Here is a 22,668-nt window from a genome sequence, read left to right on the forward strand (position 1 = left end):
TGTCAGGCCTCGATCTCTTCCGGTGCGGCATAGGAGCCGTCTTCGCGGTGCACTTCCGTCCCCGTGACGGGCGGGTTGAAACAGCAGGCCATGACCAGCTCATCCTCCGCACGCAGGATATGACGGTCATGCTTGTCGAGCGCGTACATGACGCCGGGCCGGATGTAATGCGTCTCGCCCGTGGCCAGATCGGTGATCGAACCGGTCCCTTGCATGCAATAGACGCTCTCGAAATGGTTCTTGTACTCGAACGTGTGCTCCGAGCCGGCTTCGAGAAATGTGACGTGGAACGAGAACCCCATCTTGTCGTCGGCCAGCAGCATGCGCACGCTGGTCCAACGCGCGTCAGAGGTGACGCGTTCGCGCTCGTTCTCGACGATATGTTTGAAATCCCTGACGATCATGCCTGTTACTCCGCTGCGATGCTCTGTTGCCCGATCACGTCGCGCGCCGCATCGACAAGGATGTTCAGCCCCTTGCGCAGGGTCGCGTCGGGTGTCGTGAGCGGCGCGAGGATCTTGACGACCTCGTCATTCGGCCCGGAGGTCTCGACGATCAAACCCTTCTGGAAGGCGCGGGCACAGATCTCTCCGGCCAGCATTCCGGAGCCAACATCAACGCCGCGCATCATGCCGCGCCCCTTGAGCCGCGCGCCGGGGATCATCCCGGCGATGATCTCCAGCCCATCCGCGACGAGCGCCGCCCGACGGTCGATATCGGCGCGGAACGTCTCGTCGGACCAGAACTTCTCGATCGCCACCCGCGCGGTCACGAAGGCATGGGTATTGCCGCGGAAGGTGCCGTTATGCTCCGCCGGCCCCATCACGTCATGCTCGGGCCGCACCAGCACCAGCCCCATCGGCAGGCCGAAGCCCGAGATCGACTTGGCCATCGTCACGATATCCGGCGTGAACTCCATACCGTCGAAGGAAAAGAAGGACCCTGTACGCCCGCAGCCGGCCTGGATGTCGTCCACGATCAGCAGAATTCCATTGGACCGCGCCAGTTCCGCCACCCGGCGCAACCATTCGGGCCGCGCGGCGTTCAGACCGCCCTCGCCCTGCACCGTCTCCAGAAGGATCGCGGCCGGCATGTCCAGCCCGGAAGAATTGTCCTCCAGCATGGCTTCGAGCAGATCCGCGGTGTCGAACCCATCGCCCATGTATCCGTCGAAGGGCATGCGCGTGACGCCGTGCAGCGTCGTGCCTGCCCCGCCGCGATGATAACCGTTGCCGGTGGCCGCAAGCGCCCCCTGGGTCACGCCATGGAAGCCGTTGGTGAAGGCAACGATATTGCTGCGCCCGGTCGCCTTCCGCGCGATCTTCATCGCGGCCTCGACAGCATTGGCGCCGGTTGGGCCGGTGAACATCACCTTGTGATCCATACCGCGCGGCGCGAGGATGTTGGTACAGAAGGCATCAAGGAAGGCGGCCTTGGCATCGGTGTGCATGTCAAGCCCATGCGCCACGCCGTCGACCTGTAAATGGTCGATCAGCGCGGCCTTCATGTCGGGATCGTTATGCCCGTAATTCAGCGAGGAACAACCGGCGAGGAAGTCGACATAGCTGCGTCCACTGGCATCGGTCATCTCCGAGCCGCGCGCGCTGGTGAAGACCGTGTCGAAGCCTCTGCAATAGCTTCTGGCCTCGGACTCGCGGCGTTTGAACACAGATATTTTGGAAGGTTTCGTAGACATACGACCTCTTTCGAATTCAGGAATGGGTATGGTGATAACCGGAAAACGCCACATCAGGCGGCGTCGGCCACCTCGCGTGCGAGCGAGATGGTAACCATGTTCTCGGTCTTGTGGCGGTTTTGGAAGTGCAACGCCTGCGTGTAATACGGCTGCACGTCGAGCGAGGCTCCTTGCAGACGTCCGAACTTGCGAAACAGCGCCCAGGAGGCCTCGTTGTCGCTGGTGATGGTCGTCTGCAAACGGCGAACGTCCTCACAGGCATCACGCGTCAGGATGCTTTGCAGCATCAAAGCTCCGAGCCCGGAGCCGCGCATCTGCTCATCCACGGCGACCTGCCAGACGAAGAGCGTCTCGGGATCATTCGGCATGACATAGGCCGACACCCAGCCCACGACATCGCCATGGACTTCGGCAAGCACGCATGTATCGGCGAAATGATCGCACTGGATGAGATTGCAATACATCGAGTTCTCGTCGAGCGGCCGACAGTTGCGCACGAGTTTCCAGATCGCGGCGCCGTCGGCAGCCCGCGGCTTGCGCAAGACAGGCAAAACGGGACGGACGATATCGCGGGCAGTATGCATGGTCGGGGCCTCCATTTACTTTGACACTCGAAGTAATATAATTACGGGATAATTTCAACCCGCCGAACAGAACTTCTTCCAGCAAAGGGAATTTGCCCCATATTCCAAATTATTTCGAAGCTAGACCAAGGCATTTTTTGCTTTGATCATCGAATAACACACAGGATTGCCCCACCAAGCCGTCCAAAATATACTTAGCCACCCTTAGGAACCTGATTCACGATGGATCGTCTTGACAGCAGCCTGATCGCCCTTCGCCGTATCTTGCGGGCTACGGAACTTTTTGGACGGGAACTCAAACAGGTCGCCGGAATAACGCCAGTGCAGTTCCGCGCGCTTCAGATCATTGCCGAAACCGGCCAGACGACCGCCAAGGAGATTTCCCGACGCATGCGCGTGTCGCAGGCCACGGTCACCTCGCTCGTGGACAAGCTGGTGCGTGATGGCATGGCGCTGCGCGAGAAATCAGCGCTCGACCGGCGTCGGACAGATATCAACATCACGCAAAAGGGACGCCAGACCCTCGGCGAAGCGCCGGATCCTCTCCAGCAGCGGTTTGTTCGAAAGTTCTCTGAACTTCAGGACTGGGAACAGGCCATGATTGTGGCCAACCTCGAACGAGTGGCAGCCATGCTCGATGCCGACGACATCGACGCCTCCCCTGTTCTCCACAGCGGCGAGATCAAGCTTACGGCGGACCCGTGAACCGAACGCGCCACGTGGTCAAGCGTTTGATCCCACTGTTTGATGGTGCGATCCATTCATTGCAATGGAAGGAAGCACTAAGGGACAGATTCGCCACGGCAGCGCCACGAGCACGCACGCCGTCAGAGCTGCAACGCAGCGATCGCAGGCTTAGGCCGCGGAACTGAGCCGGGAGCTTGCCATTAACTCCAGGACTGTCGCGAAGTGACGGAAGCGCAAGACCGGTCCGAAGGAACCGCGCTCGTCCGTATTCAGCAATGCCGAGGTGCAGACCGCTGAGGGCAACCTCTATCCCCTGGCTGCCATCGACCGAACCAGCAAGTTCGCGGTCATCCAATTTGTCGACAAGGCCGACCGGCGACCCGCATGGTTACCTGCTGCATTTCGGCCCGAAACACTGCGCCGCTCTGGACAATCCCCTGCGCCACCGCGATTTTCGTCCTGGTTCGGCGTCTTCAAGCGCCAGCCATCAACCTGTGCGCCTCATCCAGCAGTCGGGAGCAATTGACATGACCGGTATCAAGTTCAAGCGCGTGGAGGGAAACACCGATCTGCCCCTGCCCGGTTACGCAACCTCCGGCGCCGCCGGTATGGATCTGCGCGCGTTTCTTCCCGAGGGAGCCGTGACACTGACACGCGGGCAATTCCAGATGTTCTCGACCGGGTTTCACGTCGAATTGCCTCCCGGCACCGAGATGCAAGTGCGACCGCGTTCCGGACTGGCGCTGAAACACGGGATCATCCTGCCCAACAGCCCGGGAACAATCGACGAAGATTACCGCGGCGTTGTCATGTGCGGGCTCTACAATCTTGGGCAGGCGGATTTCACAATCAGCCATGGCGACCGAATTGCCCAGGCAGTGATCGCACATGTTCATCGGTACCCGACCGTCGAAGTTGCCGAGTTAAGTGATTCAGAGCGCGGCGCGGGCGGGTTCGGATCGACCGGAATCAAATAGACTACGAACTGACGGAACAAGGTATACGCCTGTCCGATTTCGTGGCCTGCCGATCGGCGCTGCAGCCAACCGTCAACCGCTTTTCTTGGCGCGATCGTGGAGTTGCGTCTCCCATCGACAGAGGTTGATTCTGTTCAGCGGCGCGCGCGTCAAGGATCCTGCGGATCGTGCCTCCGGCGAGATATTTTTCTGAAAGAGGAAAATACCGACGGTTATAGCTTCTTCTTTCTGCAAATATCCTGGGGGACGCGCTCGCGAGAGTGCGGGGGGGCAAAGCCCCCTCCGATGTCAGCAACAAGCATTTTCCCGCCATCACCGGTTGAGTAGTCAGGCAATCTCGGCAGAAATGCGTTCCGCGAGCCTGCGCGCAACATCTTCTTTGCCAAGACGGGGCCATTGCTCCGCTCCCTGGTCGGAAATGAGGGTCACCTCGTTCTCACTGCCGCCCATGATGCCCGTTGCTTCCGAGACATCATTTGCAACGATCCAGTCACAGCCCTTGCGGGCACGTTTGGCGGTGGCATTCGCCACGACGTCATTGGTTTCGGCAGCAAAACCCACCACGAGCGACGGCCGTCCCTTTGCCAGTTGCGAAACGCTGGCCAGAATGTCTGGATTCTCCGCGAATTCCAGCGCCGGTGCCTGCCCCGAGCCGTCTTTCTTCATCTTTTGACCGGCCGCGTTGCTGACCCGCCAATCGGCCACCGCCGCGGCGAAAACCGCCGCATCCGCCGGCAGCGCGTTCATCACCGCATCCCGCATCTGGCGCGCCGTCTCAACAGACAGCACATCCACGCCGAAAGGCGGCGGAACGCTGGCTGGACCGGTCACAAAGGTGACCCGGGCGCCAAGCGCAACCAAGGCGGCGGCAATGGCGGTTCCCTGCGCGCCGCTGGAGCGGTTGGCGATATAGCGGACCGGGTCGATCGGCTCATGGGTGGGGCCGGAGGTCACAACCACATGCTTCCCCTTGAGCGGTCCATCGGACAGGGCTTGTTCAACGGCAGCGACGATCTCCGGCACTTCGGCCATCCGGCCAAATCCGTATTCTCCACAGGCCATCGGCCCTTCATTCGGCCCGACGGTCAGGATTCCATCGCCCCTGAGGGTCGCGAGATTTCGCCGCGTTGCCGGATGTTCCCACATGCGTACATTCATTGCCGGCGCAATCAGGACCCGTTTGTCCGTGGCCATGAGCAGCGTCGAAGCAAGGTCATTGGCATGACCACCCGCCATCTTGGCCATCAGATCCGCGGTTGCCGGCGCCAAGACAACGAGGTCAGCCGCGCGGCTCAGTTCGATATGGCCCATCTCAGCCTCGTCGGTCAGGTCGAACAGATCACGATAGACCTTCCGGCCCGCCAGCGCCGAGGTGGAGAGAGGGGTTACAAACTGCTCAGCCGCCGGCGTGAGGACAGGGGCAACAGAATAGCCCCGATCCTGAAGGCGCCGGATCAGATCCAGAGACTTGAAAGCGGCAATTCCGCCGCCAATGACCAGTAGAATGCGCTTGCCGGTTTTCATGCCCGCCTTCCCGAAGCTGTATCTCCCTCCGGTCTAGGCAGTCGCCGGAAGCAAGGCAACCCGCTGCTGCCCGACGGGGCACAGCCCCGCGCGCCGAAGGTGCGCCCTGCCCCAATGGCCGGAGACGCCGCAGGCGCCGAGGACCGAGGGGAAGCCTCGCTCCCATGGCCGAACCTTGTCGGCAGCCTCGATGGCATATTCGCGCAACCTGGGATCCTGCCTCGCGACAATAACAATAGGGTATAGGCCGCTCTCTCGGGCATCGGCTGAAAAGTCCGGTCGAGCAGCCGGCGCAAGGCGAAACGCCCCCAGACAGCTCCCGAAATTCCTACCCGAGCAGCCTTCTGGCGATGACCTGTGCCTGGATCTCGGCCGCACCCTCGAAGATGTTAAGGATCCGCGCGTCGCAGAGCACGCGGCTGATCGCATATTCCAGCGCAAAGCCGTTGCCGCCATGGATCTGCAAGCCATTGTCCGCCGCGGCCCAGGCCACGCGGGCACCGAGCAGCTTGGCCATGCCGGCTTCCAGGTCACAACGCTGGTCGTGATCCTTTTCCCAAGCCGAGAAATAGGTGAGCTGACGCGCCACCATGATCTCCACCGCCATCATGGCGAGCTTGCCGGAGACGCGCGGGAATTCGATCAGCGCCTTGCCGAACTGCTTGCGGTCCTGCGCGTATTTCATGGCGATATCGAGCGCCGATTGCGCCACGCCGATAGCCCGTGCCGCGGTCTGGATCCGCGCGGCCTCGAAGGTCTTCATCAGCTGCTTGAAGCCTTGCCCCTCGACGCCACCGAGCAGGTTCTCGCCCTTGACGTGGAAATTGTCGAAGCCGAGCTCGTATTCCTTCATGCCACGATAGCCGAGCACCTCGATCTCGCCGCCGGTCATGCCCTCGGTCGGGAACGGGTCCTCCTCCGAGCCGGGAATTTTCTCGGCGAGAAACATCGACAGCCCCCTGTGATCCGTGGTCTCCGGATCGGTCCGCGCGAGCAGTGTCATCACATGGGTACGCGCGGCATGGGTGATCCATGTCTTGTTGCCCGTCACCTTGTAATCGCCATTTTCGTCCTTCACCGCACGGGTGCGCAGCGCGCCGAGATCGGAGCCGGTATTCGGCTCGGTGAAAACCGCCGTGGGCAGAATCTCCGCGCTTGAAAGTTTCGGAAGCCAGTATTCCTTCTGCGCGTCCGTTCCGCCGGCGAGGATAAGTTCGGCAGCGATCTCGGAGCGCGTGCCCAGCGAACCGACACCGATATAGCCGCGCGAGAGCTCCTCGGAGACAACGACCATCGAGGCCTTGCTGAGGCCGAAGCCGCCATATTCCTCCGGGATGGTCAGGCCGAACACGCCCATCTCGGCCAGTTCCTCGATGATCTCCATCGGGATCAGCTCGTCCTTCAGGTGCCACTCATGCGCGTTCGGCTCCACGCGCTCCACCGCGTAGCGACGGAACTGTTCGCGGATCATTTCAAGCTCGTCTTCGAGCCCGGTCGCACCGACGGTAATGTTGGCCGATTGCTCTTGCATCAGCTCGACAAGCCGCGTGCGGGCCCGCTGTGAATTGCCGTTCTGACAGAGCAACGCAATCTCGGTCGTGTGCAGCCGCTGAAGGTCTTCCAGCTCATCGAGCCCCATGTCGCGAACGCGCACTATCTCGCCCTGCGACATCGGGATGCCACCCTGGATCTGAAGCAGGTACTCACCAAAGGCGATCTGGTGGATCAGTTGTTCGATCTCGCCGAACTTGCCCTCGCCCTGCAGACGCTCGGCCCAGACCTGCATCTGCGTGAGCGACTGTGCATAGGTCGCCAGCCACGCCAAGGCGTGGGCCGCTGTCTGGTGCTGTTCCAAAAGCGCGCCCGACACACGTCCGCCGCTGTCCACGCGGGACTTCACCGCGGTGGTGGCGGCGTCCACCAACTCGTCGACCGGGGCAATCGCCGCTTTCGTCAGCTCTAGCAGATTGTCGAGAATGGGGCGCTCGACCGTGTTCGGGGGCAGGTCCTGTCCATCATGCGGCATGGCTCGAATCCTTCGGTTTCCGGTTTCGGACGGTCATAATCCTTTCGCGGGTGCAGCGCAACATAATTTCAATTTGACATAACGTTTATTCGCAATATGTCCCGAGCAATTTGCAGATGCAGCGACTGCTGCGATGGAGTAAGCGCGGGGAATGGATCTCTCATTGTTCATGGGCGGGCTGCCGCCGCTGCTTTTCGCCATCGCCTGCGGCGTGGCGCTCGTGGCCGCCTTCGTGAAAGGCGCCACCGGATTCGCAATGCCCATGATCATGGTCTCCGGCATGGCCGCGTTCCTGTCGCCGGAAATGGCACTGGCCGGACTTATCCTGCCAACGGTCATCACCAACGGCTTCCAAGCCTTTCGGGATGGCGTGGGCGCGGCGCTATCCACGATCAAGCGCTATCGGTACTATCTCGGCGTTGGCGCCGTTTTCCTGATCGCCTCGGCGCAACTGGTGCGCAGCATCGATGAACGGTTCCTCTTCGGAATGATCGGCTTTCCGATTGTCGCCTTCGGCTTGCTGCAATTGGCCGGAATCCGCCCGAGGATTAGCGATGAAAGCCGCATTCCCGCCGAGATCGGCTTGGGAGCATTGTCTGGCATCGTCGGCGGTGTATCCGGTGTATGGGGTCCGCCCCTCGTGCTCTACCTGACAGCCACCGCCACCCCGAAAGGGGACCAGATGCGTGCATTGGGCGTCGCATTCGGGCTCGGCGCAATTCTTCTCTTCATCACCCATCTGCAAACCGGCGTGCTCAACGCCCGCACCCTACCCTTCTCCGCCGCGATGGTACTGCCCGCATTGCTCGGCATGCGGTTCGGCCAAAAGATACAGGATCGCCTGGACCAGGAAAGCTTCCGAAAGGTTACCCTGCTGGTGCTGATCGTGGCGGGACTGAACCTGATCCGGCGGGCAATCTTCTAAGGCACTTGCGAAGGGATCAGGGCTCAAAGAAGCCAAGCTTTGCAGTTGCATCGTCCCGCGCGCTTTCGCGCGGGGACGATCCCGCGGATCGTGCTTCCGACGGAAATATCTCCTGACAGAGGAAACCTGCGAGGATATCGGCTTCCTCTTTCCCAAAATATCCTGGGGGGAGCGCTCCACAGAGCGCGGGGGGCAAAGCCCCCTTTTCCACATTGACAGAAAGCTCAAGGCCGCATGGGCTCGGTGTTTTGGATCGCGACCGCTTTCAGACAGCCCCGCCCGCGCCGATATCGCTTCGGGCGAAAGCGACCGACTTAACGATCGCATGACATTCCCGTCCGGGTTCCAGGCCCAACGCCAACGCAGAACGTTTCGTTATGCGTGCCAGAAGCCGGTCGGTTCCGGACTCGAGTTGGACCATCATCCCCGCGCCGTCTCCCGGCCTGAGGGCAAGAACGCGGGCCGGGAGGATATTGAGCGCAGAGATCCCCTTTGGCGGCTCCAGTGCCAGGATCACCTCATGCGCCGGAATTCGCACCCGCAACCGCGTTCCCGGCGGCGCGGCCACGCCCAGCAGAAGGAGCGTGCCGGCGGATGTGGCCAGGGTGGTCAGCCCGTCTTCGTGATGTTGCTCAACGCGCACTGCCAGCAAAGCGCCCGCTTCCTGTGGCCCAAGCGCGGGCACCGTCGCAGGATCGGAGAGAACCTGCGAGGCCGAGCCAGAGCGCAGGACCTGCCCCTCACGCAGGACGACGACATGCGTGGCAAGCCGCGCCACTTCTGCCATGGAATGGCTGACATAAAGTATGGGAATCCGGGCCTCGTCGCGCAGCCGTTCGAGATAAGGCAGGATTTCCTCCTTGCGCGCCGCATCCAGCGCGGCCAGCGGCTCGTCCAGTAGTAGAAGGCGCGGCGTCGACAGCAGGGCCCGTCCGATCGCGACGCGCTGCTGCTCGCCCCCTGACAACCCGGCAGGGTGGCGATCCAGCAAAGGTTCGATCCCCAGCATGTCCAGCACGCGCCGCTCCTGCGCCGGATCGCGCGCACGGCGGTTCATCCGGCGTCCGTAATCGAGGTTGCGGCCGACCGACATATGCGGAAAGAGCCGCCCGTCCTGGAAGACATAGCCGACACGGCGGCGGTGTGGCGGCAGCCAGTGGCCGGTTGCGCTGTCCTGCAACACCCAGTCGCCGACCGCGATCCTGCCGGCATCGGGCTGCAGAAGACCGGCAACCGCCTGCACCACGGTGGTCTTGCCCGCGCCGGAATGGCCGAACAGCGCCGTCACGCCATCCGGACTCTCGAAACCGGCCTGCAGCGTGAAGCCGTCTCGCCGGTGCGTCAGCTCGACTGAAAGGCTCATGTCGCCCCCCTCTGCCGCGCCATGCGCCGTGCGAGCCATTCGCTGGCCACGAGGGCGGACATGGCGATGACCACCGAGATCACGACGAGACGAATGGCCGAGCCTTCGGCCCCCGGCACTTGCAGAAAGGCATAGACCGCCGAAGGCAGGGTCTGTGTCTGGCCGGGAATGTTGGAAACGAAGGTGATTGTCGCACCGAACTCGCCCATTGCCTTGGCAAAGGCGAGGATGGTGCCGGCAAGGATGCCGGGAAGGACCAGCGGCAGCGTGACCGTTCCAAAGACCCGCAGCCGGGAGGCGCCCAGTGTGGCGGCGGCCTGTTCGAGGCCGGGGTCGACGGCTTCGATGGACAGACGAATGGAGCGTACCATGAGCGGGAAGGCCATGATCGCCGCGGCCAGCGCGGCGCCGGTCCAGTGAAAGGCAAAGCCGATACCGAATGTGTCGTAGAGAAATGCGCCCACCACGCCGCGGCGCCCGAATGTGAGCAAGAGCAGGTACCCGGTAACGACAGGTGGCAGGATCAGGGGCAAATGCACCAGTCCGTTCAGCAATTGCCGGCCCGGGAATCGGCCACGCGCCAGCAGGTAGGCGGTCGCAATTCCGAGTGGTAGGCTCAGCAACACGGCCCAGAACGAGACTTTCAGCGACAGGCCGACCGCCGCCCAGGCTTCCGCTGACAGGCCGAGGGTCATTGCGCCCCCTGTGCGGGAATTTCGAAACCGTGCGCGCGGAAGATCTCACCCGCTTCCGCGCCCGCAAGGAACCGGGCCAACTCCGCGGCCGGGGCGCCTGCATCGTTCATGACGGCGAGCGGGTAGCGGATGGGGGGATGTGTGTCTGCAGGAATGGTGGCGACGACGCCGACACGCGGTTCGGCTCTGGCATCGGTCGCATAGACGATGCCGAGCGGGGCTTCGCCTGCAGCGACCAGCGCCAATGCGGCGCGGACATTGTCGGCCTGCGCAACGCGCGGCGCGACACTGTTCCAGAGGCCGAGCGTCTCCAGCGCGGCCTTGCCATAGATGCCGGCGGGCACGGCATCGACAAGCGCCATGGCCAGCCGCCCGTCGCCAAGCCGGGTGGCGAGCGCATCGGGGGAAAGTAGGTCGAGCGGATCCGCGGCCGGATCACCGGCGATGACAACTAGGGAATTGGCCAGCAGGTCGGTCCGGGTTCCCTCGCGGAGCAGTCCATCGGCCTCCAGAACGTTCATCCAGTTCTCATTGGCGGACAGGAGCAGGTCTGCCGGGGCACCGGCCTGGATCTGGCGGGCAAGGGTCGAGCTTCCGGCCAGCGAGATGACCGCCCGGTTTCCGCTCCGCTCGGACCAGGCGTCACAGGCCTCCTCCAACGCCTCCTTTACGCTGGACGCAGCAAAGACCAGCACGTCGCCGGCCTGCGCCGGGTGAGCCGGAAGAACGCTCCAGACAGCCATGGCGAGAGCGGCAATGTGCTGTTTCATCGGTCAAAACCCGTTCCGGTTGCCCCGATACTGTTCCCTGCCACCGGCGGGGACAAGGCCAAAAGGCGCGCGCCAGCCCAAATAGAAACGGCCCGGACAAAGCCGGGCCGCCACGAGGTGCTACGCGTTAGGGCTTGTCAGCCTATAGCGACAGCTTTGATGTCTTCGCCCACATAAGGCAAGTATTGTTCGAAATTCTCGCTGAACATGCCGACAAGCTTCTTGGCCTGCGCGTCATAGGCCTCCTTGTCCTTCCAGGTGTTTCGCGGGTGCAGCAACTCGGTCTCGATGCCGGGAACCTCGACCGGAACGTCGAAACCGAAGAACGGGTCCTTCTGGAAGGCGACCGTCTTGAGCGTGCCGTCGAGCGCAGCCGACAACAGGGCGCGGGTGGCCTTGATCGGCATGCGGGAGCCCGTCCCGTAGGCACCGCCGGACCAGCCGGTATTGACCAGCCAGCAATGGGAGTCGTTCTCGGCGATCTTCTTCTTCAGCAGGTCGCCATAGACCTCCGGACGTCGCGGCATGAACGGCGCGCCGAAGCAGGTCGAGAAGGTCGGCGTCGGCTCGGTAACGCCCCGCTCGGTGCCAGCCACCTTGGAGGTGAAGCCCGACAGGAAATGGTACATCGCCTGCTCCGGCGACAGGCGCGCGATCGGCGGCAGGACACCGAAGGCATCGCAGGTCAGCATGATCACGTTCTTCGGGTTGCCGCCCAGCGAAGTGCTGGACGCGTTCGGAATCGAGGTCAGCGGATAGGCGCAACGCATGTTGGCCGTCAGGCTGTCATCGTCATAGTCGAGCTTCAGCGTCTCCTGATCATAGACCATGTTCTCGACGACGGTCGCAAACATCGAGGTCGTGGCATAAATCTCCGGCTCGGCCTCCTGCGACAGGTGGATCGTCTTGGCGTAGCAGCCGCCCTCGAAATTGTAGATGCCACGATCGGACCAGCCATGCTCGTCGTCACCGATAAGGATCCGCGCGGGATCGGCGGAAAGCGTCGTTTTGCCGGTGCCGGAAAGGCCAAAGAAGACCGCGCTGTCATCCGGGTTGCCCTTGGCGTGGTTGGCCGAGCAGTGCATCGCCATTACGTCCTGGGCCGGGTAGATGTAGTTCATCACCGTGAAGGCGGCCTTCTTGTTCTCGCCGGCATATTCGGTGCCGCCGATCAGGATCATCTTGTCCTCGAAATTCAGCGCGACGATGGTCGTGCTGCGGCAGTTATGGCGCTCCGGATCGGCCTGGAAGGACGGGCAGTTCACGATGGTCCAGTCGGGCGTGAAGCTGTCGAGTTCGATGCGGGCGGGACGGCGCAGCATGTGGCGCATGAACAGGCCGTGCCAGGCAAACTCGTTGACCATCCGGAAGGAGACGCGCAGATCCTTGTCGGCACCGCCATAGAGGTCGGAAACGTAGTAGTTACCGCCCTTCATGTGCTCGAACATGTCGGCCTTCAGCCTGTCCCAGCCCTCCTGGGACATGGCCTTGTTGTTCTCCCACCAAATGCTGTCTTCTGAAGCGGCGTTCCTGACGACATGCTTGTCCTTGGGAGAACGGCCGGTGAACTCACCGGTGCTCACGAGAAAAGTCCCGCCCAGGCCAAGCTGACCCTCTCCATTTCGCAGTGCCTCGGTCATCAGATTCGGCACGATGTAGTTGTAGTAAACCTTGCCAAGGCCAGTAATGCCCTGGTCTTCCAGGCGCATCGCCTGGTTCACACGTCCGTTCGACATGAATCTCTCCCCTTGACCGCAATCGCGGTCTTTCCCCTCTCAAAAAACGATTGGCAGGCGGAGCGCCTGCCAGCCGAAATCTCCCTTGTGCGTGCCGAAATGCGGATCGCACATGTCCCTGCGGCCTCGAATGGCGGGGTTTAGAATTATTTTCAACAAAAAAGGGGGCGGCCTAAAGCCGCCCCCCGAATTTCACGCCGAAGCGCTATCAGTCGTGATGCTCGTGGGCCAGTTCCCAGTGATCCGGGGAACGCCACACGCGGGAGCGGAGGAGTTCACGCTCGAAGATGAACTCCTTCGGCAGACGGTCGAAGAACTTGTCGAACTGTTCCTCGTGGGCGCGTGCTTCCGCCGTACCCGCGTCACGCTCGACACTCATCAGCTCGTAGAAGGTCTCGGACGGGAAATCGAGGCCATCCCAATGGATGTCTTCGTGGCGCGGCATCCAGCCGATCGGGCTTTCCACCGCGTTCCCGCGGCCGTGGACACGATCCACGATCCACTTCAGCACGCGCATGTTCTCGCCGAAGCCCGGCCAGATGAACTTGCCCTCATCGTCCTTGCGGAACCAGTTGACACGGAACATCCGCGGCGGGTTGGACACGCGACGGCCAACGTTCAGCCAGTGGCTGAAATAGTCGGCCATGTTGTAACCGCAGAAGGGCAGCATCGCCATCGGGTCGCGACGCATTGCGGTCACGCCAATCGCGGCAGCGGTGGCTTCCGAACCCATGGTGGCAGCAAGGTAGACGCCGTGCGACCAGTTGAAGGCCTGGTAGACCAGCGGCATGTCCTTGGACATGCGGCCGCCGAAGACGAAGCCGTCGATCTTGACGCCTGCCGGATCTTCCCAGTTCGGGTCGATGGACGGGCAGTTGGCAGCCGGCGCCGTGAAGCGGGCGTTCGGGTGCGCGGCCGGGGTCTCGCTTGCGGGAGTCCAGTCGTTGCCTTTCCAGTCGATGGCGTGGGCGGGCTTCTCTTTGGTCATGCCTTCCCACCACACGTCGCCGTCATCGGTGAGCGCGCAGTTGGTGTAGATGACGTCCTTCACGATGGTGTCCATCGCGATCGGGTTGGTGGCGCGGTTGGTGCCCGGAGCAACGCCGAAGAAGCCGGCTTCGGGGTTGATCGCGCGCAGCTCGCCTTCCGGACCTTTCTTGATCCATGCGATGTCGTCACCGACGGTCGAGACCTTCCAGCCCTCGAAGCCTTTCGGCGGCAGCAGCATGGCCAGGTTGGTCTTGCCACAGGCCGACGGGAAGGCGGCACCCAGATAGGTCTTTTCACCTTCCGGCGATTCCAGACCCATGATCAGCATGTGCTCGGCGAGCCAGCCTTCGTCGCGGGCCATCACGGAAGCGATACGCAGGGCCAGGCACTTCTTGCCGAGCAGGGCGTTGCCGCCGTAGCCGGAGCCGTAGGACCAGATCTCGTAGGTTTCCGGGAAGTGAACGATGTACTTGTTCTCGATGTCGCTCTCGCAGGGCCACGGAACGTCAGCTTCACCTTCCGCGAGCGGAGCACCAACCGAGTGCATGCAGGGGATGAAGAAGCCGTCATCGCCGAGCGAGTCCAGCACTTCCTGACCCATACGGGTCATGATGCGCATGTTGGTGACAACATAGGCGCTGTCGGAGATCTCGACGCCGATCTTGGAGATCGGGGAGCCGATCGGCCCCATGGAGAAGGGAATGACGTACATCGTCCGGCCCTTCATGCAGCCGTCGAACTTCTCGTTCAAAGTGGCGCGCATCTCGGCCGGGGCAGCCCAGTTGTTCGTGGGGCCAGCGTCGCCTTTGTTGTTCGAGCAGATGAAGGTACGGTCTTCAACGCGGCCAACGTCGGACGGGTGCGAGCGGGCGAGGTAGCTGTTCGGGCGCAGCTCGGGGTTGAGGCGGACGAAGGTACCGGCATCCACCATTTCCTGGCAGAGCGCGTCGTATTCTTCCTGGGATCCGTTACACCATACGACCTTCTCGGGCTTGGCGAGGGCCGCCATCTTTTCGACCCACTCGATAAGCCGGGCATTGGTGGTTGGAGCTTCCATGCGTTCCTCCTGGGATTGCAGTGATGTTGCGCAGGGGGGGGCCTGCCAGCCAAGGACATCTCGTCCCGGCGCGCTCCGTATAACACCTCCGAAAACGTTTGGTACCGCCAACGAGGTCGATTGTTAGCGCTACAATGTCGCTGTTTCCCGCCATGAATAGCCGACTTGCCGGCACCACATGACCGGAGACAGTTTTCGCATACCGTCATGTGTTCCATTGCATACCGCGCCTCTTGAACAGCCGGATGCTGCGACAAGCTGTGATGCAAATTAGCCATTCCTTTCCGAAATGACGCTTTGTTGGAGCCGCGAAACCCATGTGATTCGCATTGACAGTTGATTCCCTGCCCCGGAAACGTGAGAATGTGTCAATAAATCAAGAAAGAGCAGTACGAGGGTCATACTAATGTCGCGCATCGCGCTTGTGGACGACGACAGAAATATCCTCACATCGGTATCCATGACGCTGGAAGCCGAAGGGTTCGAGGTAGAAACTTATAATGACGGCCAATCGGCGCTTGACGCCTTCAACCGGCGGCTGCCGGACATGGCCGTTCTCGATATAAAGATGCCCCGCATGGACGGGATGGATCTGCTGCAGAGGCTACGGCAGAAAACCTCCATGCCGGTCATTTTCCTGACATCCAAGGATGACGAGATCGACGAGGTGCTCGGCCTGCGCATGGGCGCGGACGATTACGTCAAGAAGCCCTTCTCCCAGCGTCTGCTGGTGGAGCGGATCCGGGCACTGCTGCGTCGCCAGGAAGCGATCTCGGCAGACGAGGCCGGCGAGCCGGAGACCAGCCAGGTCCTGACCCGTGGCGAGTTGAACATGGACCCGCTGCGCCACTCGGTGAGCTGGAAAGGCCGGGACGTGGCGCTGACGGTTACCGAGTTCCTGCTACTTCAGGCGCTCGCGCAACGCCCCGGATTCGTCAAGAGCCGCGACCAACTCATGGATGTCGCCTATGACGACCAGGTTTATGTAGACGACCGGACGATCGACAGCCACATCAAGCGACTGCGCAAGAAGATGCGGAGCGTCGATACGGAATTCTCGGCAATCGAGACTCTGTATGGTATCGGCTACCGCTACAACGAAGAGTAATCGGTTCGCCGGGAAAGAAAGGCGCGTAACAGGTGCGGGACACCAGGCACGAACAGGAGTCCAACGTTGTCTTGGGCGAAGATTGGGTCGTCCCGGAGCGATCCGATGCGGATATGCAGCGCCGGCGCGCCCGTCGCAGCTATTTCACGCTCAATCGTTCGCCCCTGGCGCGCAAGATCATCACCTTCAACCTCATCGGTCTTCTGATCCTTGTTGGCGGTGTGTTCTATCTCAACCCGTTCCGCGACAGCATCGCCGCGCAGCGAGTGGCCGGGCTGAAGACCGAGGCGGCCCTGATCGCCAATGTGTTCGAGACCCGGTTGCCGAAAAACGTTCCGGTCAGCCTGTCCGGAGGGGATGGAGTCAACGCCCAGGAAACCCTCGCGGCCTTGACGTTGACCCGTGGCGTGGAAGTCTTTGTCTATGACGCCGAAGGGGCGCTGGTGGCCCGGCAGGCCGCGCAGGATTTCGACCATTCCCTGTCCGAGAACTCGACCATAATCACCGACTTCCTGAACTATATCTGGGTTGGAACGTCGCGCCTGCTGACGCCCGGCCCGGTCGAAACGGAAGGAACCGATGGCGAGGCGCTCGCCCATTCGCTTGCGCCACGTGCCGCACAGGGCGAACAGGTCGCCGGCACGGCCACCGATAGCAACGGAGAGACATTGTTCACGGTCGCCTCCCCGATCCGTCACGGGGACGAGATCGCAGGCGTCGTGGCGATTTCCTCCTTTCCCGGCGAGGTCGACGGGCTTGTGCGCGCTGAGCGCGAACAGGTCCTTCAGATGTTCGTCATCGCCATCCTCGTTTCCATCGGCCTGAGCCTCGTTCTTGCCTCCACGATCGCCAACCCGCTGTCGGACCTCGCGGCCGCGGCCGAAATCGGGCGTGACCGCAATGCCCGCAAGATGACCCCGGGCCGGGTGCGAATTCCGGATCTTACCGGCCGCCCCGACGAGATCGGGCGCCTCTCGGGCGCGCTTCGCGGCATGGTGGCGGCGCTCTATGACCGGATCGACGCGAACGAACAATTCGCCGCCGACGTCGCCCACGAGATCAAGAACCCGCTCGCCTCGCTGCGCTCCGCCGTTGGCACCATGCGCGTGGCCAAGCGCGAGGACCAGCGCGAGAAGCTGCTCGACGTCATCGACCATGACGTGCGCCGTCTCGACAGGCTGGTAAGCGACATCTCGAACGCCTCGCGTCTCGATTCCGAGCTTGTCCGCGAGGACGAGGAGCGCTTCGACATGGTCAAAATGCTGACCAACCTGACCGATTACCTTGGCCAGGAAGCCTCGGAGAAGGGTGTCGAATTCATCACCGATCTACCCCGGCAGCCGATCGAGATCTTCGGACTGGAAGCGCGGCTGGCCCAGGTCTTCGTCAACCTGATCACCAACGCAGTCAGCTTTTGCGATACCGGCGACGCGGTGCGTGTCTGGGTTCGCAAACGCCAAAACCGTGTGCTGATCGTCTGCGAGGATACCGGCCCGGGCATCCCCGAACAGGCGCTGACCAAGATCTTCAACCGGTTCTACTCCGAACGCCCCCCCGGGCAATTCGGCAACCATTCCGGTCTGGGCCTGGCGATTTCCAAACAGATCATCGAGGCGCATGGCGGCGTGATCTGGGCCGAAAATATTCGGCCGACCGATGTGGATATCGCATCGGAACCGCTCGGCGCCCGCTTTGTCGTCGGCCTGCCCGTCTGATCCGATGCCCAGCCCGATCGAACCGGCCCCGCAGGATCCGCCTCCTGTCTCCACGCGGCTTCACGCATCGACCGTTGCGCTGAACGGGCGCGCCCTCCTGATCGTTGGCCCGGCGGGAAGCGGGAAATCCACGCTGTCTCTGGAGATGATTTCACTCGGCGCCGAACTGGTCGCCGATGACCAGACGCAGATCCGCCTCGAAGAGGGCCGCCTTCTGGCGACACCGCATCCGAATATCGCCGGCATGATCGAAGCACGGCACGTCGGCCTGCTCCGCCTTCCCTATTGCCCGGAAGCGGAGGTCGCGCTCGTGCTCGACCTCGGCCAGGCAGAATTGCATCGCCTGCCTCCCAAAAGGTATCTTTCGATACTTGGCCAAAAGGTCATCTTGCTGCATCGTCCGCCCGGCGGGCATGCAGCAGCTGCCCTTTACCATTGCCTCCTGCAAAGGCGAGACACGCCATGACCCCATCCGATTCCGTGCAGAGCTCCGCGCCGGTATCCCGAATTGTCCTGGTCACCGGCCCATCGGGCGCCGGTCGCAGCACTGCCATCCGCGCGCTTGAGGACCTTGGCTACGAGGTAATCGACAACCTGCCCCTTTCGCTTGTGCCGCGCCTGCTCGAGGGCGGCCCGCAAGGCCCTGCACTCGCACTCGGAATCGACACGCGCAACCGGGACTTCTCGACCGGCGCCTTCCTGGACCTGCTGGCCCGGCTGGATGAACAGGATGTCGAACTGCTCTATCTCGACTGCGAGCCCGAAATCCTGCTGCGACGCTACTCGGAGACACGGCGGCGGCATCCATTGGCGCCGGCCGAGAGCCCGACCGAAGGGATAGCGCGCGATTTCGACCTGATGAACCCGATCCGGGCCCGGGCCGATATTGTCATCGACACGTCGGAGCTCACCATCCACGAGCTGCGCGCCGAGATCGACCGCTGGTTCGGGCACGCGCCCGATAGCCGACTCGCGCTGTCGGTCCATTCTTTTTCCTACAAGCGCGGTCTGCCGCGCGGTTTGGACATGGTGTTCGACTGCCGGTTCCTGAGGAACCCCTATTGGGAGCCGAAACTGCGCGGCCTCGACGGCCTGTCGAAGGAAGTCTCGGACTATGTCGCCGAGGATCCACGCTTCGATGCCTTCTTTGACAAGGTCCGCGACCTCGCATTGCTTCTGATTCCGGCCTATGTGGAAGAGGGAAAGTCCTACCTCGCGATCGGTTTCGGTTGCACCGGCGGGCAACACCGTTCCGTGACGGTCGCCGAACGGCTCGGGAATACGCTTGCGAATGCCGGATGGCAGGTGTCAATTAGGCATAGGGAACTGGAGCGCAGGGCGGCCCCTGCAGGCTCCGGCAGACAGACGGGGAAGAACGCGTGATCGGCATCGTGATCGTTGCTCACGGAGGCCTGGCCAGTGAATATCTTGCGGCGGTCGAACATGTCGTCGGCAAGCAGGGCGGCATGCGGGCAATAGCCATTGCCCCGGAACATGATCGAGTCCTCAAACAGGAAGAAATCCTGGACGCTGCCAATTCCGTCGATACCGGCGACGGTGTCGTCGTGGTGACGGACATGTTCGGTGGCTCCCCCTCCAATCTCTCGCTGCGGGCCTGCAACAAGGCCAATCGCAAGATACTCTACGGGGCAAACCTGCCAATGTTGATCAAGCTTGCCAAATCGCGCCAGATGTCGATCAACGACGCCGTCAACTCGGCGCTGATGGCGGGTCGGAAGTATATCAACAGTTTCGATGGCAATGGCGGGAAGACCAACTGAATGGCGGACAGCAAGGTTCAGATCCTCGAAATCATAAACGAAAAGGGCCTGCATGCGCGCGCCTCGGCCAAGTTCGTCGAAACGGTCGAGGATTTCGACGCTTCGGCGGAAGTCCGCAAGGATGGGCTGGACGCTGCGGGAGACAGTATTATGGGCCTTTTGATGTTGGCAGCCTCCCGCGGAACCTCTATTGAGGTCGAAACCAGCGGCCCGCAAGCACATGAACTGATGCAAGCCCTGGTCAATCTCGTCGCTGACCGGTTCGGCGAAGGGATGTGAGGCAGACGAGCAGGGAGACCTGACAAGTTGGTTGAATCAACCCAGCATAGGCCGGTGCTCATGCATACGCGCCCGTCTGCGTCGTTGCGCGGTCAGGGCAGCGGTGAGAACCTTTCCGACCAACCCTATGACAAGCGGCGACTTTCCTACGCGAATACCTTCGAAAACCCGTTTCAGGTCGGCTTCATCCACTTGATGGAAGCCCTCACCGGCAAGATGCGGCTGCTGCGGCTGATCCGGAAATTCGAGGCCATGGGCGTGCCCGATGGGCAGGCCTTCTGGGCGCAGGCGCTTGATGTCATGGGAATCGCGCTGCGCACACCGCAGAGCCAGATCGACGACATCCCCGAATCGGGCCCGTTGGTGATCGTTGCCAACCATCCGCACGGATTGATCGACGGCATGGTATTGGCCGAGCTGATCGGACGCCGCAGGACGGATTACAAGATTCTCACGCGCTCGCTTCTGACCGGCGTCGGCGAGATCGACCGATTCATGATCCCGGTTCCCTTCCCGCACGAGGCCGATGCACTGCAGCAGAACCTCGAGATGCGGAAGACAGCGATGGACCATCTCAAGGATGGCGGCTGTATCGTGCTTTTCCCCTCGGGCGTCGTTGCCTGCTCGGAGACGTTGTTCGGTCCGGCCATCGAGCACGAATGGAACCCGTTCACGGCCAAGATGATCCAGCGCAGCCAGGCACGCGTGCTGCCGATCTACTTCCCCGGCAACAATTCGCGCTGGTACCAGATGGCGAACCGGGTCTCGGCCACTCTGCGGCAGGGTCTTTTGCTCTACGAGGTTGTGCACGCGCTCAACAAACCGCAGGCGCCGGTGGTCGGCCAACCGGTCGAGCGTGAAGAGATCGCCGAATGGTCGTCGAACCCGCGCGGCTTCGTCGCCATGCTGCGCGAACGCACCCTTTCGCTCAAAAGCCTCTGAAACGCCCAGGCAGAAACGCCCGCTGATTCGGGCGCTCTCTTTGGTTCCAACCCTGCGCGCGATCAGCGCGTCGGGACAGGCTCTTCGCCCCGGTAATCATAGAAGCCACGGCCGGTCTTTCTACCAAGCCAGCCGGCCTCGACATATTTTGTCAGCAGCGGACAGGGGCGGTACTTGGTATCGGCCAGCCCGTCATAGAGCACGTTCATGATCGCAAGGCAGGTATCGAGCCCGATGAAATCGGCCAGTTCCAGCGGCCCCATCGGGTGCGCTGCACCGAGTTTCAGCGCCTTGTCGATGGAGCGAACGTTGCCGACGCCTTCGTAGAGTGTATAGACCGCCTCGTTGATCATCGGCAGCAGGATGCGGTTGACGATAAATGCCGGGAAGTCCTCGGCCGATGCCGCTGTCTTGCCGAGCTTTTCGACCACGCCGAGCATCGTCTGGTAGGTCGGGTCATCCGTGGCGATGCCGCGGATCAGTTCGACCAGCTTCATCACCGGCACCGGGTTCATGAAGTGAAGCCCCATGAAACGTTCCGGGCGGTCGGTGTGGCTTGCAAGGCGCGTGATCGAGATCGAGGAGGTGTTCGAGGTCAGGATCGTCTCGGGCTTGAGATGCGGCACAAGGTCTTCGAAAATGGCCAGCTTGATGGTCTCGCGCTCGGAGGCCGCCTCGATGATCAGGTCGGACGGGCCAAGATCGGTCAGCGTCAGCGTGGTTTGTATGCGGGAGAGCGCCTCGTTGCGCGCCTCGTCGGTGATCTTTCCCCGCGAAACCTGTCGATCCAAATTCTTGCGGATCACCGCCATGCCACGATCCAGCGCTTCCTGGCTGATATCGTTCAGCTTCACGTCATAGCCGGAGAGCGCGAAAACGTGGGCAATCCCGTTGCCCATCTGCCCAGAGCCGACGATGCCAACTGTCTTTATATCCATTGTGCCACCCTTTCGTGGATGCTGCGTTTGCGCAGAGACTATGCTGCGAGTGCGAAATGATCCAGCGACCTCCGCCTCCTATCATTGCTATAAATCGTCTCAACGTTTCAGTTTAGGAAATTCGCAATCCTCGTCCTGCATCCTGCTTCTCGGGTGAATGAAACTGAGGTGGTGGGATGGCGTTTGAACATCCGGGCGATGGCGCCCTAGACTATCTGCCGTGCAGATACGGCAAATCGAAGCTCCTTTTCCGGGGCCCGAAAAAGAAACTGGATCAACCCTATGTCGCCTTCTTCGGCACGACCGAAACCTATGGGCGCTTCATAGAGGAGCCCTTTCCGGACCTGGTAAGCGATGCGATCGGGCAGGATTGCGTGAACCTCGGCTGCGTGAACGGGGGAATCGATGTCTACAACAACGACGACACGTTGCTCTCCATCGCGGCCGCGGCGCGTGTCACTGTCGTGCAGGTCATGGGCGCCCATAACCTGTCCAACCGGTTCTACTCGGTTCATCCTCGCAGGAACGACCTGTGTGGATGGCTCCTGCATTGCAAGAGATTTCTGTGGTCGCGATGGTCTGTCAGTACAGTCGTGTGTCCGGCCTGTTAGTGTGGCGGTTGCCACTGGCCTTGATGAGTTCCGCAAGTAAGGTTCCAATCGGCTTAACGACCTCGAGGGCCATGCCGTTCGACGGAGTGTCCTTACTTTTGGTTGACTTCATTTCGCATCATCACATCAAGCGTCTTGCATCTCTTGGCAGCATCAGGCGATTGGCTGCCGGTATTCTTCTCGTTTTGTCAGTATTGCCCAGATGATCCGGGCGGACTTGTTGGCCATGGCTACAGTAGCGAGCCTGAAGGGTTTCTCGGCGAG

Annotated in this window: 22 protein-coding genes and 2 pseudogenes; 12 read left to right on the forward strand and 12 right to left on the reverse strand. The window is 61.8% G+C overall.

Annotated features, from left to right (window positions below):
* Positions 1–2 precede the first annotated feature (2 nt).
* The 3 genes from BLR85_RS06420 to ectA are packed head-to-tail and all read right to left on the reverse strand — an operon-like array spanning position 3 to position 2,280.
* The gene (locus tag BLR85_RS06420; protein WP_068310657.1) at positions 3–404 is read right to left on the reverse strand and encodes an ectoine synthase; all 402 of its coding nucleotides are present in this window, start codon (positions 402–404) and stop codon (positions 3–5) included.
* Between the two features lie 5 nt (positions 405–409).
* A complete protein-coding gene (gene ectB / locus BLR85_RS06425) occupies positions 410–1,696 on the reverse strand; it encodes a diaminobutyrate--2-oxoglutarate transaminase (RefSeq protein ID WP_093151903.1) in 1,287 nt (428 codons plus the stop codon).
* A 53-nt stretch (positions 1,697–1,749) separates the two neighbouring features.
* Positions 1,750–2,280 carry a diaminobutyrate acetyltransferase gene (gene ectA / locus BLR85_RS06430; RefSeq protein WP_093151992.1) on the reverse strand — a complete coding sequence of 177 codons (531 nt, stop codon included), beginning with the start codon at positions 2,278–2,280 and terminating at the stop codon, positions 1,750–1,752.
* Between the two features lie 222 nt (positions 2,281–2,502).
* Between ectA and BLR85_RS06435 the strand changes: the two genes are divergently transcribed.
* The 3 genes and pseudogenes from BLR85_RS06435 (at position 2,503) to dut (ending at position 3,944) form a co-directional block, all read left to right on the forward strand.
* A complete protein-coding gene (locus BLR85_RS06435) occupies positions 2,503–2,985 on the forward strand; it encodes a MarR family winged helix-turn-helix transcriptional regulator (protein WP_093151908.1) in 483 nt (160 codons plus the stop codon).
* Between the two features lie 64 nt (positions 2,986–3,049).
* Positions 3,050–3,355: pseudogene (locus BLR85_RS30430) on the forward strand (IS481 family transposase); the annotation flags it as partial.
* A 139-nt stretch (positions 3,356–3,494) separates the two neighbouring features.
* Complete coding sequence (dut, locus tag BLR85_RS06445; protein WP_170844468.1) at positions 3,495–3,944, forward strand: dUTP diphosphatase; 450 nt, start codon at positions 3,495–3,497, stop codon at positions 3,942–3,944.
* A 327-nt stretch (positions 3,945–4,271) separates the two neighbouring features.
* Here dut and coaBC read toward each other — a convergent pair whose 3' ends face one another.
* The gene (gene coaBC / locus BLR85_RS06450) at positions 4,272–5,468 is read right to left on the reverse strand and encodes a bifunctional phosphopantothenoylcysteine decarboxylase/phosphopantothenate--cysteine ligase CoaBC (protein WP_093151911.1); all 1,197 of its coding nucleotides are present in this window, start codon (positions 5,466–5,468) and stop codon (positions 4,272–4,274) included.
* Positions 5,469–5,796: 328 nt separating this feature from the next.
* A complete protein-coding gene (locus BLR85_RS06455; RefSeq protein ID WP_093151915.1) occupies positions 5,797–7,494 on the reverse strand; it encodes an acyl-CoA dehydrogenase family protein in 1,698 nt (565 codons plus the stop codon).
* Positions 7,495–7,645: 151 nt separating this feature from the next.
* On the opposite strand from BLR85_RS06455, the gene BLR85_RS06460 reads away from it, so the two are divergent.
* Positions 7,646–8,419 carry a sulfite exporter TauE/SafE family protein gene (locus tag BLR85_RS06460; RefSeq protein ID WP_244520626.1) on the forward strand — a complete coding sequence of 258 codons (774 nt, stop codon included), beginning with the start codon at positions 7,646–7,648 and terminating at the stop codon, positions 8,417–8,419.
* Positions 8,420–8,684: 265 nt separating this feature from the next.
* Here the strand turns inward: BLR85_RS06460 and modC are convergent, their stop codons facing one another.
* From modC to BLR85_RS06485, 5 genes are all read right to left on the reverse strand, one after another.
* A complete protein-coding gene (gene modC, locus BLR85_RS06465) occupies positions 8,685–9,782 on the reverse strand; it encodes a molybdenum ABC transporter ATP-binding protein (RefSeq protein ID WP_093151920.1) in 1,098 nt (365 codons plus the stop codon).
* A complete protein-coding gene (gene modB, locus BLR85_RS06470) occupies positions 9,779–10,477 on the reverse strand; it encodes a molybdate ABC transporter permease subunit (protein WP_068310683.1) in 699 nt (232 codons plus the stop codon). Before modB ends, modC begins: the two co-directional genes overlap by 4 nt.
* The gene (modA, locus tag BLR85_RS06475) at positions 10,474–11,247 is read right to left on the reverse strand and encodes a molybdate ABC transporter substrate-binding protein (RefSeq protein WP_093151924.1); all 774 of its coding nucleotides are present in this window, start codon (positions 11,245–11,247) and stop codon (positions 10,474–10,476) included. The genes modB and modA overlap by 4 nt, the downstream gene beginning before the upstream one ends.
* Before the next feature lie 137 nt (positions 11,248–11,384).
* Positions 11,385–12,983 carry a phosphoenolpyruvate carboxykinase gene (locus tag BLR85_RS06480; RefSeq protein WP_093151927.1) on the reverse strand — a complete coding sequence of 533 codons (1,599 nt, stop codon included), beginning with the start codon at positions 12,981–12,983 and terminating at the stop codon, positions 11,385–11,387.
* A 208-nt stretch (positions 12,984–13,191) separates the two neighbouring features.
* Positions 13,192–15,141 (reverse strand): phosphoenolpyruvate carboxykinase (GTP), encoded by a 1,950-nt coding sequence (locus BLR85_RS06485; protein WP_280138466.1) that lies wholly within the window; start codon positions 15,139–15,141, stop codon positions 13,192–13,194.
* A gap of 295 nt (positions 15,142–15,436) precedes the next feature.
* Between BLR85_RS06485 and BLR85_RS06490 the strand changes: the two genes are divergently transcribed.
* The 7 genes from BLR85_RS06490 (at position 15,437) to BLR85_RS06520 (ending at position 20,855) form a co-directional block, all read left to right on the forward strand.
* Positions 15,437–16,138 (forward strand): response regulator transcription factor, encoded by a 702-nt coding sequence (locus tag BLR85_RS06490; RefSeq protein WP_093151937.1) that lies wholly within the window; start codon positions 15,437–15,439, stop codon positions 16,136–16,138.
* A 113-nt stretch (positions 16,139–16,251) separates the two neighbouring features.
* Positions 16,252–17,853 carry a sensor histidine kinase gene (locus tag BLR85_RS06495; RefSeq protein WP_093152002.1) on the forward strand — a complete coding sequence of 534 codons (1,602 nt, stop codon included), beginning with the start codon at positions 16,252–16,254 and terminating at the stop codon, positions 17,851–17,853.
* A gap of 4 nt (positions 17,854–17,857) precedes the next feature.
* The gene (locus BLR85_RS06500; protein WP_093151941.1) at positions 17,858–18,319 is read left to right on the forward strand and encodes an HPr kinase/phosphorylase; all 462 of its coding nucleotides are present in this window, start codon (positions 17,858–17,860) and stop codon (positions 18,317–18,319) included.
* Entirely contained in the window at positions 18,316–19,236 is a 921-nt protein-coding gene (gene rapZ, locus BLR85_RS06505; RefSeq protein ID WP_093151946.1) for an RNase adapter RapZ, read from the forward strand. The genes BLR85_RS06500 and rapZ overlap by 4 nt, the downstream gene beginning before the upstream one ends.
* The gene (locus BLR85_RS06510) at positions 19,233–19,634 is read left to right on the forward strand and encodes a PTS sugar transporter subunit IIA (protein ID WP_093151949.1); all 402 of its coding nucleotides are present in this window, start codon (positions 19,233–19,235) and stop codon (positions 19,632–19,634) included. The genes rapZ and BLR85_RS06510 overlap by 4 nt, the downstream gene beginning before the upstream one ends.
* On the forward strand, positions 19,635–19,913 hold the full coding sequence (locus BLR85_RS06515; protein ID WP_068310709.1) for an HPr family phosphocarrier protein: 279 nt from the start codon (positions 19,635–19,637) through the stop codon (positions 19,911–19,913). It abuts the gene before it with no gap.
* 60 nt (positions 19,914–19,973) lie between these two features.
* A complete protein-coding gene (locus BLR85_RS06520) occupies positions 19,974–20,855 on the forward strand; it encodes a lysophospholipid acyltransferase family protein (protein WP_093151953.1) in 882 nt (293 codons plus the stop codon).
* A gap of 62 nt (positions 20,856–20,917) precedes the next feature.
* Here BLR85_RS06520 and BLR85_RS06525 read toward each other — a convergent pair whose 3' ends face one another.
* A complete protein-coding gene (locus BLR85_RS06525) occupies positions 20,918–21,793 on the reverse strand; it encodes a 3-hydroxybutyryl-CoA dehydrogenase (protein ID WP_093151958.1) in 876 nt (291 codons plus the stop codon).
* 176 nt (positions 21,794–21,969) lie between these two features.
* Between BLR85_RS06525 and BLR85_RS06530 the strand changes: the two genes are divergently transcribed.
* Positions 21,970–22,404: a DUF6473 family protein gene (locus BLR85_RS06530; RefSeq protein WP_212635024.1), complete on the forward strand. Its 435-nt coding sequence runs from the start codon at positions 21,970–21,972 to the stop codon at positions 22,402–22,404.
* A gap of 153 nt (positions 22,405–22,557) precedes the next feature.
* On the opposite strand, the pseudogene BLR85_RS29765 reads toward BLR85_RS06530, so the two are convergent.
* A pseudogene (locus BLR85_RS29765) lies at positions 22,558–22,668 on the reverse strand (IS110 family transposase); the annotation flags it as partial.

The sequence above is a fragment of the Aliiruegeria lutimaris genome (genome assembly GCF_900099935.1).
GTDB lineage: Bacteria > Pseudomonadota > Alphaproteobacteria > Rhodobacterales > Rhodobacteraceae > Tropicimonas > Tropicimonas lutimaris.

Coding starts and splice junctions, on each gene's coding strand:
- BLR85_RS06420 (WP_068310657.1), bottom strand. CDS start 404: ATGATCGTCAGGGATTTCAAACATATCGTCGAGAACGAGCGCGAACGC.
- ectB (WP_093151903.1), bottom strand. CDS start 1,696: ATGTCTACGAAACCTTCCAAAATATCTGTGTTCAAACGCCGCGAGTCC.
- ectA (WP_093151992.1), bottom strand. CDS start 2,280: ATGCATACTGCCCGCGATATCGTCCGTCCCGTTTTGCCTGTCTTGCGC.
- BLR85_RS06435 (WP_093151908.1), top strand. CDS start 2,503: ATGGATCGTCTTGACAGCAGCCTGATCGCCCTTCGCCGTATCTTGCGG.
- dut (WP_170844468.1), top strand. CDS start 3,495: ATGACCGGTATCAAGTTCAAGCGCGTGGAGGGAAACACCGATCTGCCC.
- coaBC (WP_093151911.1), bottom strand. CDS start 5,468: ATGAAAACCGGCAAGCGCATTCTACTGGTCATTGGCGGCGGAATTGCC.
- BLR85_RS06455 (WP_093151915.1), bottom strand. CDS start 7,494: ATGCCGCATGATGGACAGGACCTGCCCCCGAACACGGTCGAGCGCCCC.
- BLR85_RS06460 (WP_244520626.1), top strand. CDS start 7,646: ATGGATCTCTCATTGTTCATGGGCGGGCTGCCGCCGCTGCTTTTCGCC.
- modC (WP_093151920.1), bottom strand. CDS start 9,782: ATGAGCCTTTCAGTCGAGCTGACGCACCGGCGAGACGGCTTCACGCTG.
- modB (WP_068310683.1), bottom strand. CDS start 10,477: ATGACCCTCGGCCTGTCAGCGGAAGCCTGGGCGGCGGTCGGCCTGTCG.
- modA (WP_093151924.1), bottom strand. CDS start 11,247: ATGAAACAGCACATTGCCGCTCTCGCCATGGCTGTCTGGAGCGTTCTT.
- BLR85_RS06480 (WP_093151927.1), bottom strand. CDS start 12,983: ATGTCGAACGGACGTGTGAACCAGGCGATGCGCCTGGAAGACCAGGGC.
- BLR85_RS06490 (WP_093151937.1), top strand. CDS start 15,437: ATGTCGCGCATCGCGCTTGTGGACGACGACAGAAATATCCTCACATCG.
- BLR85_RS06495 (WP_093152002.1), top strand. CDS start 16,252: ATGCAGCGCCGGCGCGCCCGTCGCAGCTATTTCACGCTCAATCGTTCG.
- BLR85_RS06500 (WP_093151941.1), top strand. CDS start 17,858: ATGCCCAGCCCGATCGAACCGGCCCCGCAGGATCCGCCTCCTGTCTCC.
- rapZ (WP_093151946.1), top strand. CDS start 18,316: ATGACCCCATCCGATTCCGTGCAGAGCTCCGCGCCGGTATCCCGAATT.
- BLR85_RS06515 (WP_068310709.1), top strand. CDS start 19,635: ATGGCGGACAGCAAGGTTCAGATCCTCGAAATCATAAACGAAAAGGGC.
- BLR85_RS06520 (WP_093151953.1), top strand. CDS start 19,974: ATGCATACGCGCCCGTCTGCGTCGTTGCGCGGTCAGGGCAGCGGTGAG.
- BLR85_RS06525 (WP_093151958.1), bottom strand. CDS start 21,793: ATGGATATAAAGACAGTTGGCATCGTCGGCTCTGGGCAGATGGGCAAC.
- BLR85_RS06530 (WP_212635024.1), top strand. CDS start 21,970: ATGGCGTTTGAACATCCGGGCGATGGCGCCCTAGACTATCTGCCGTGC.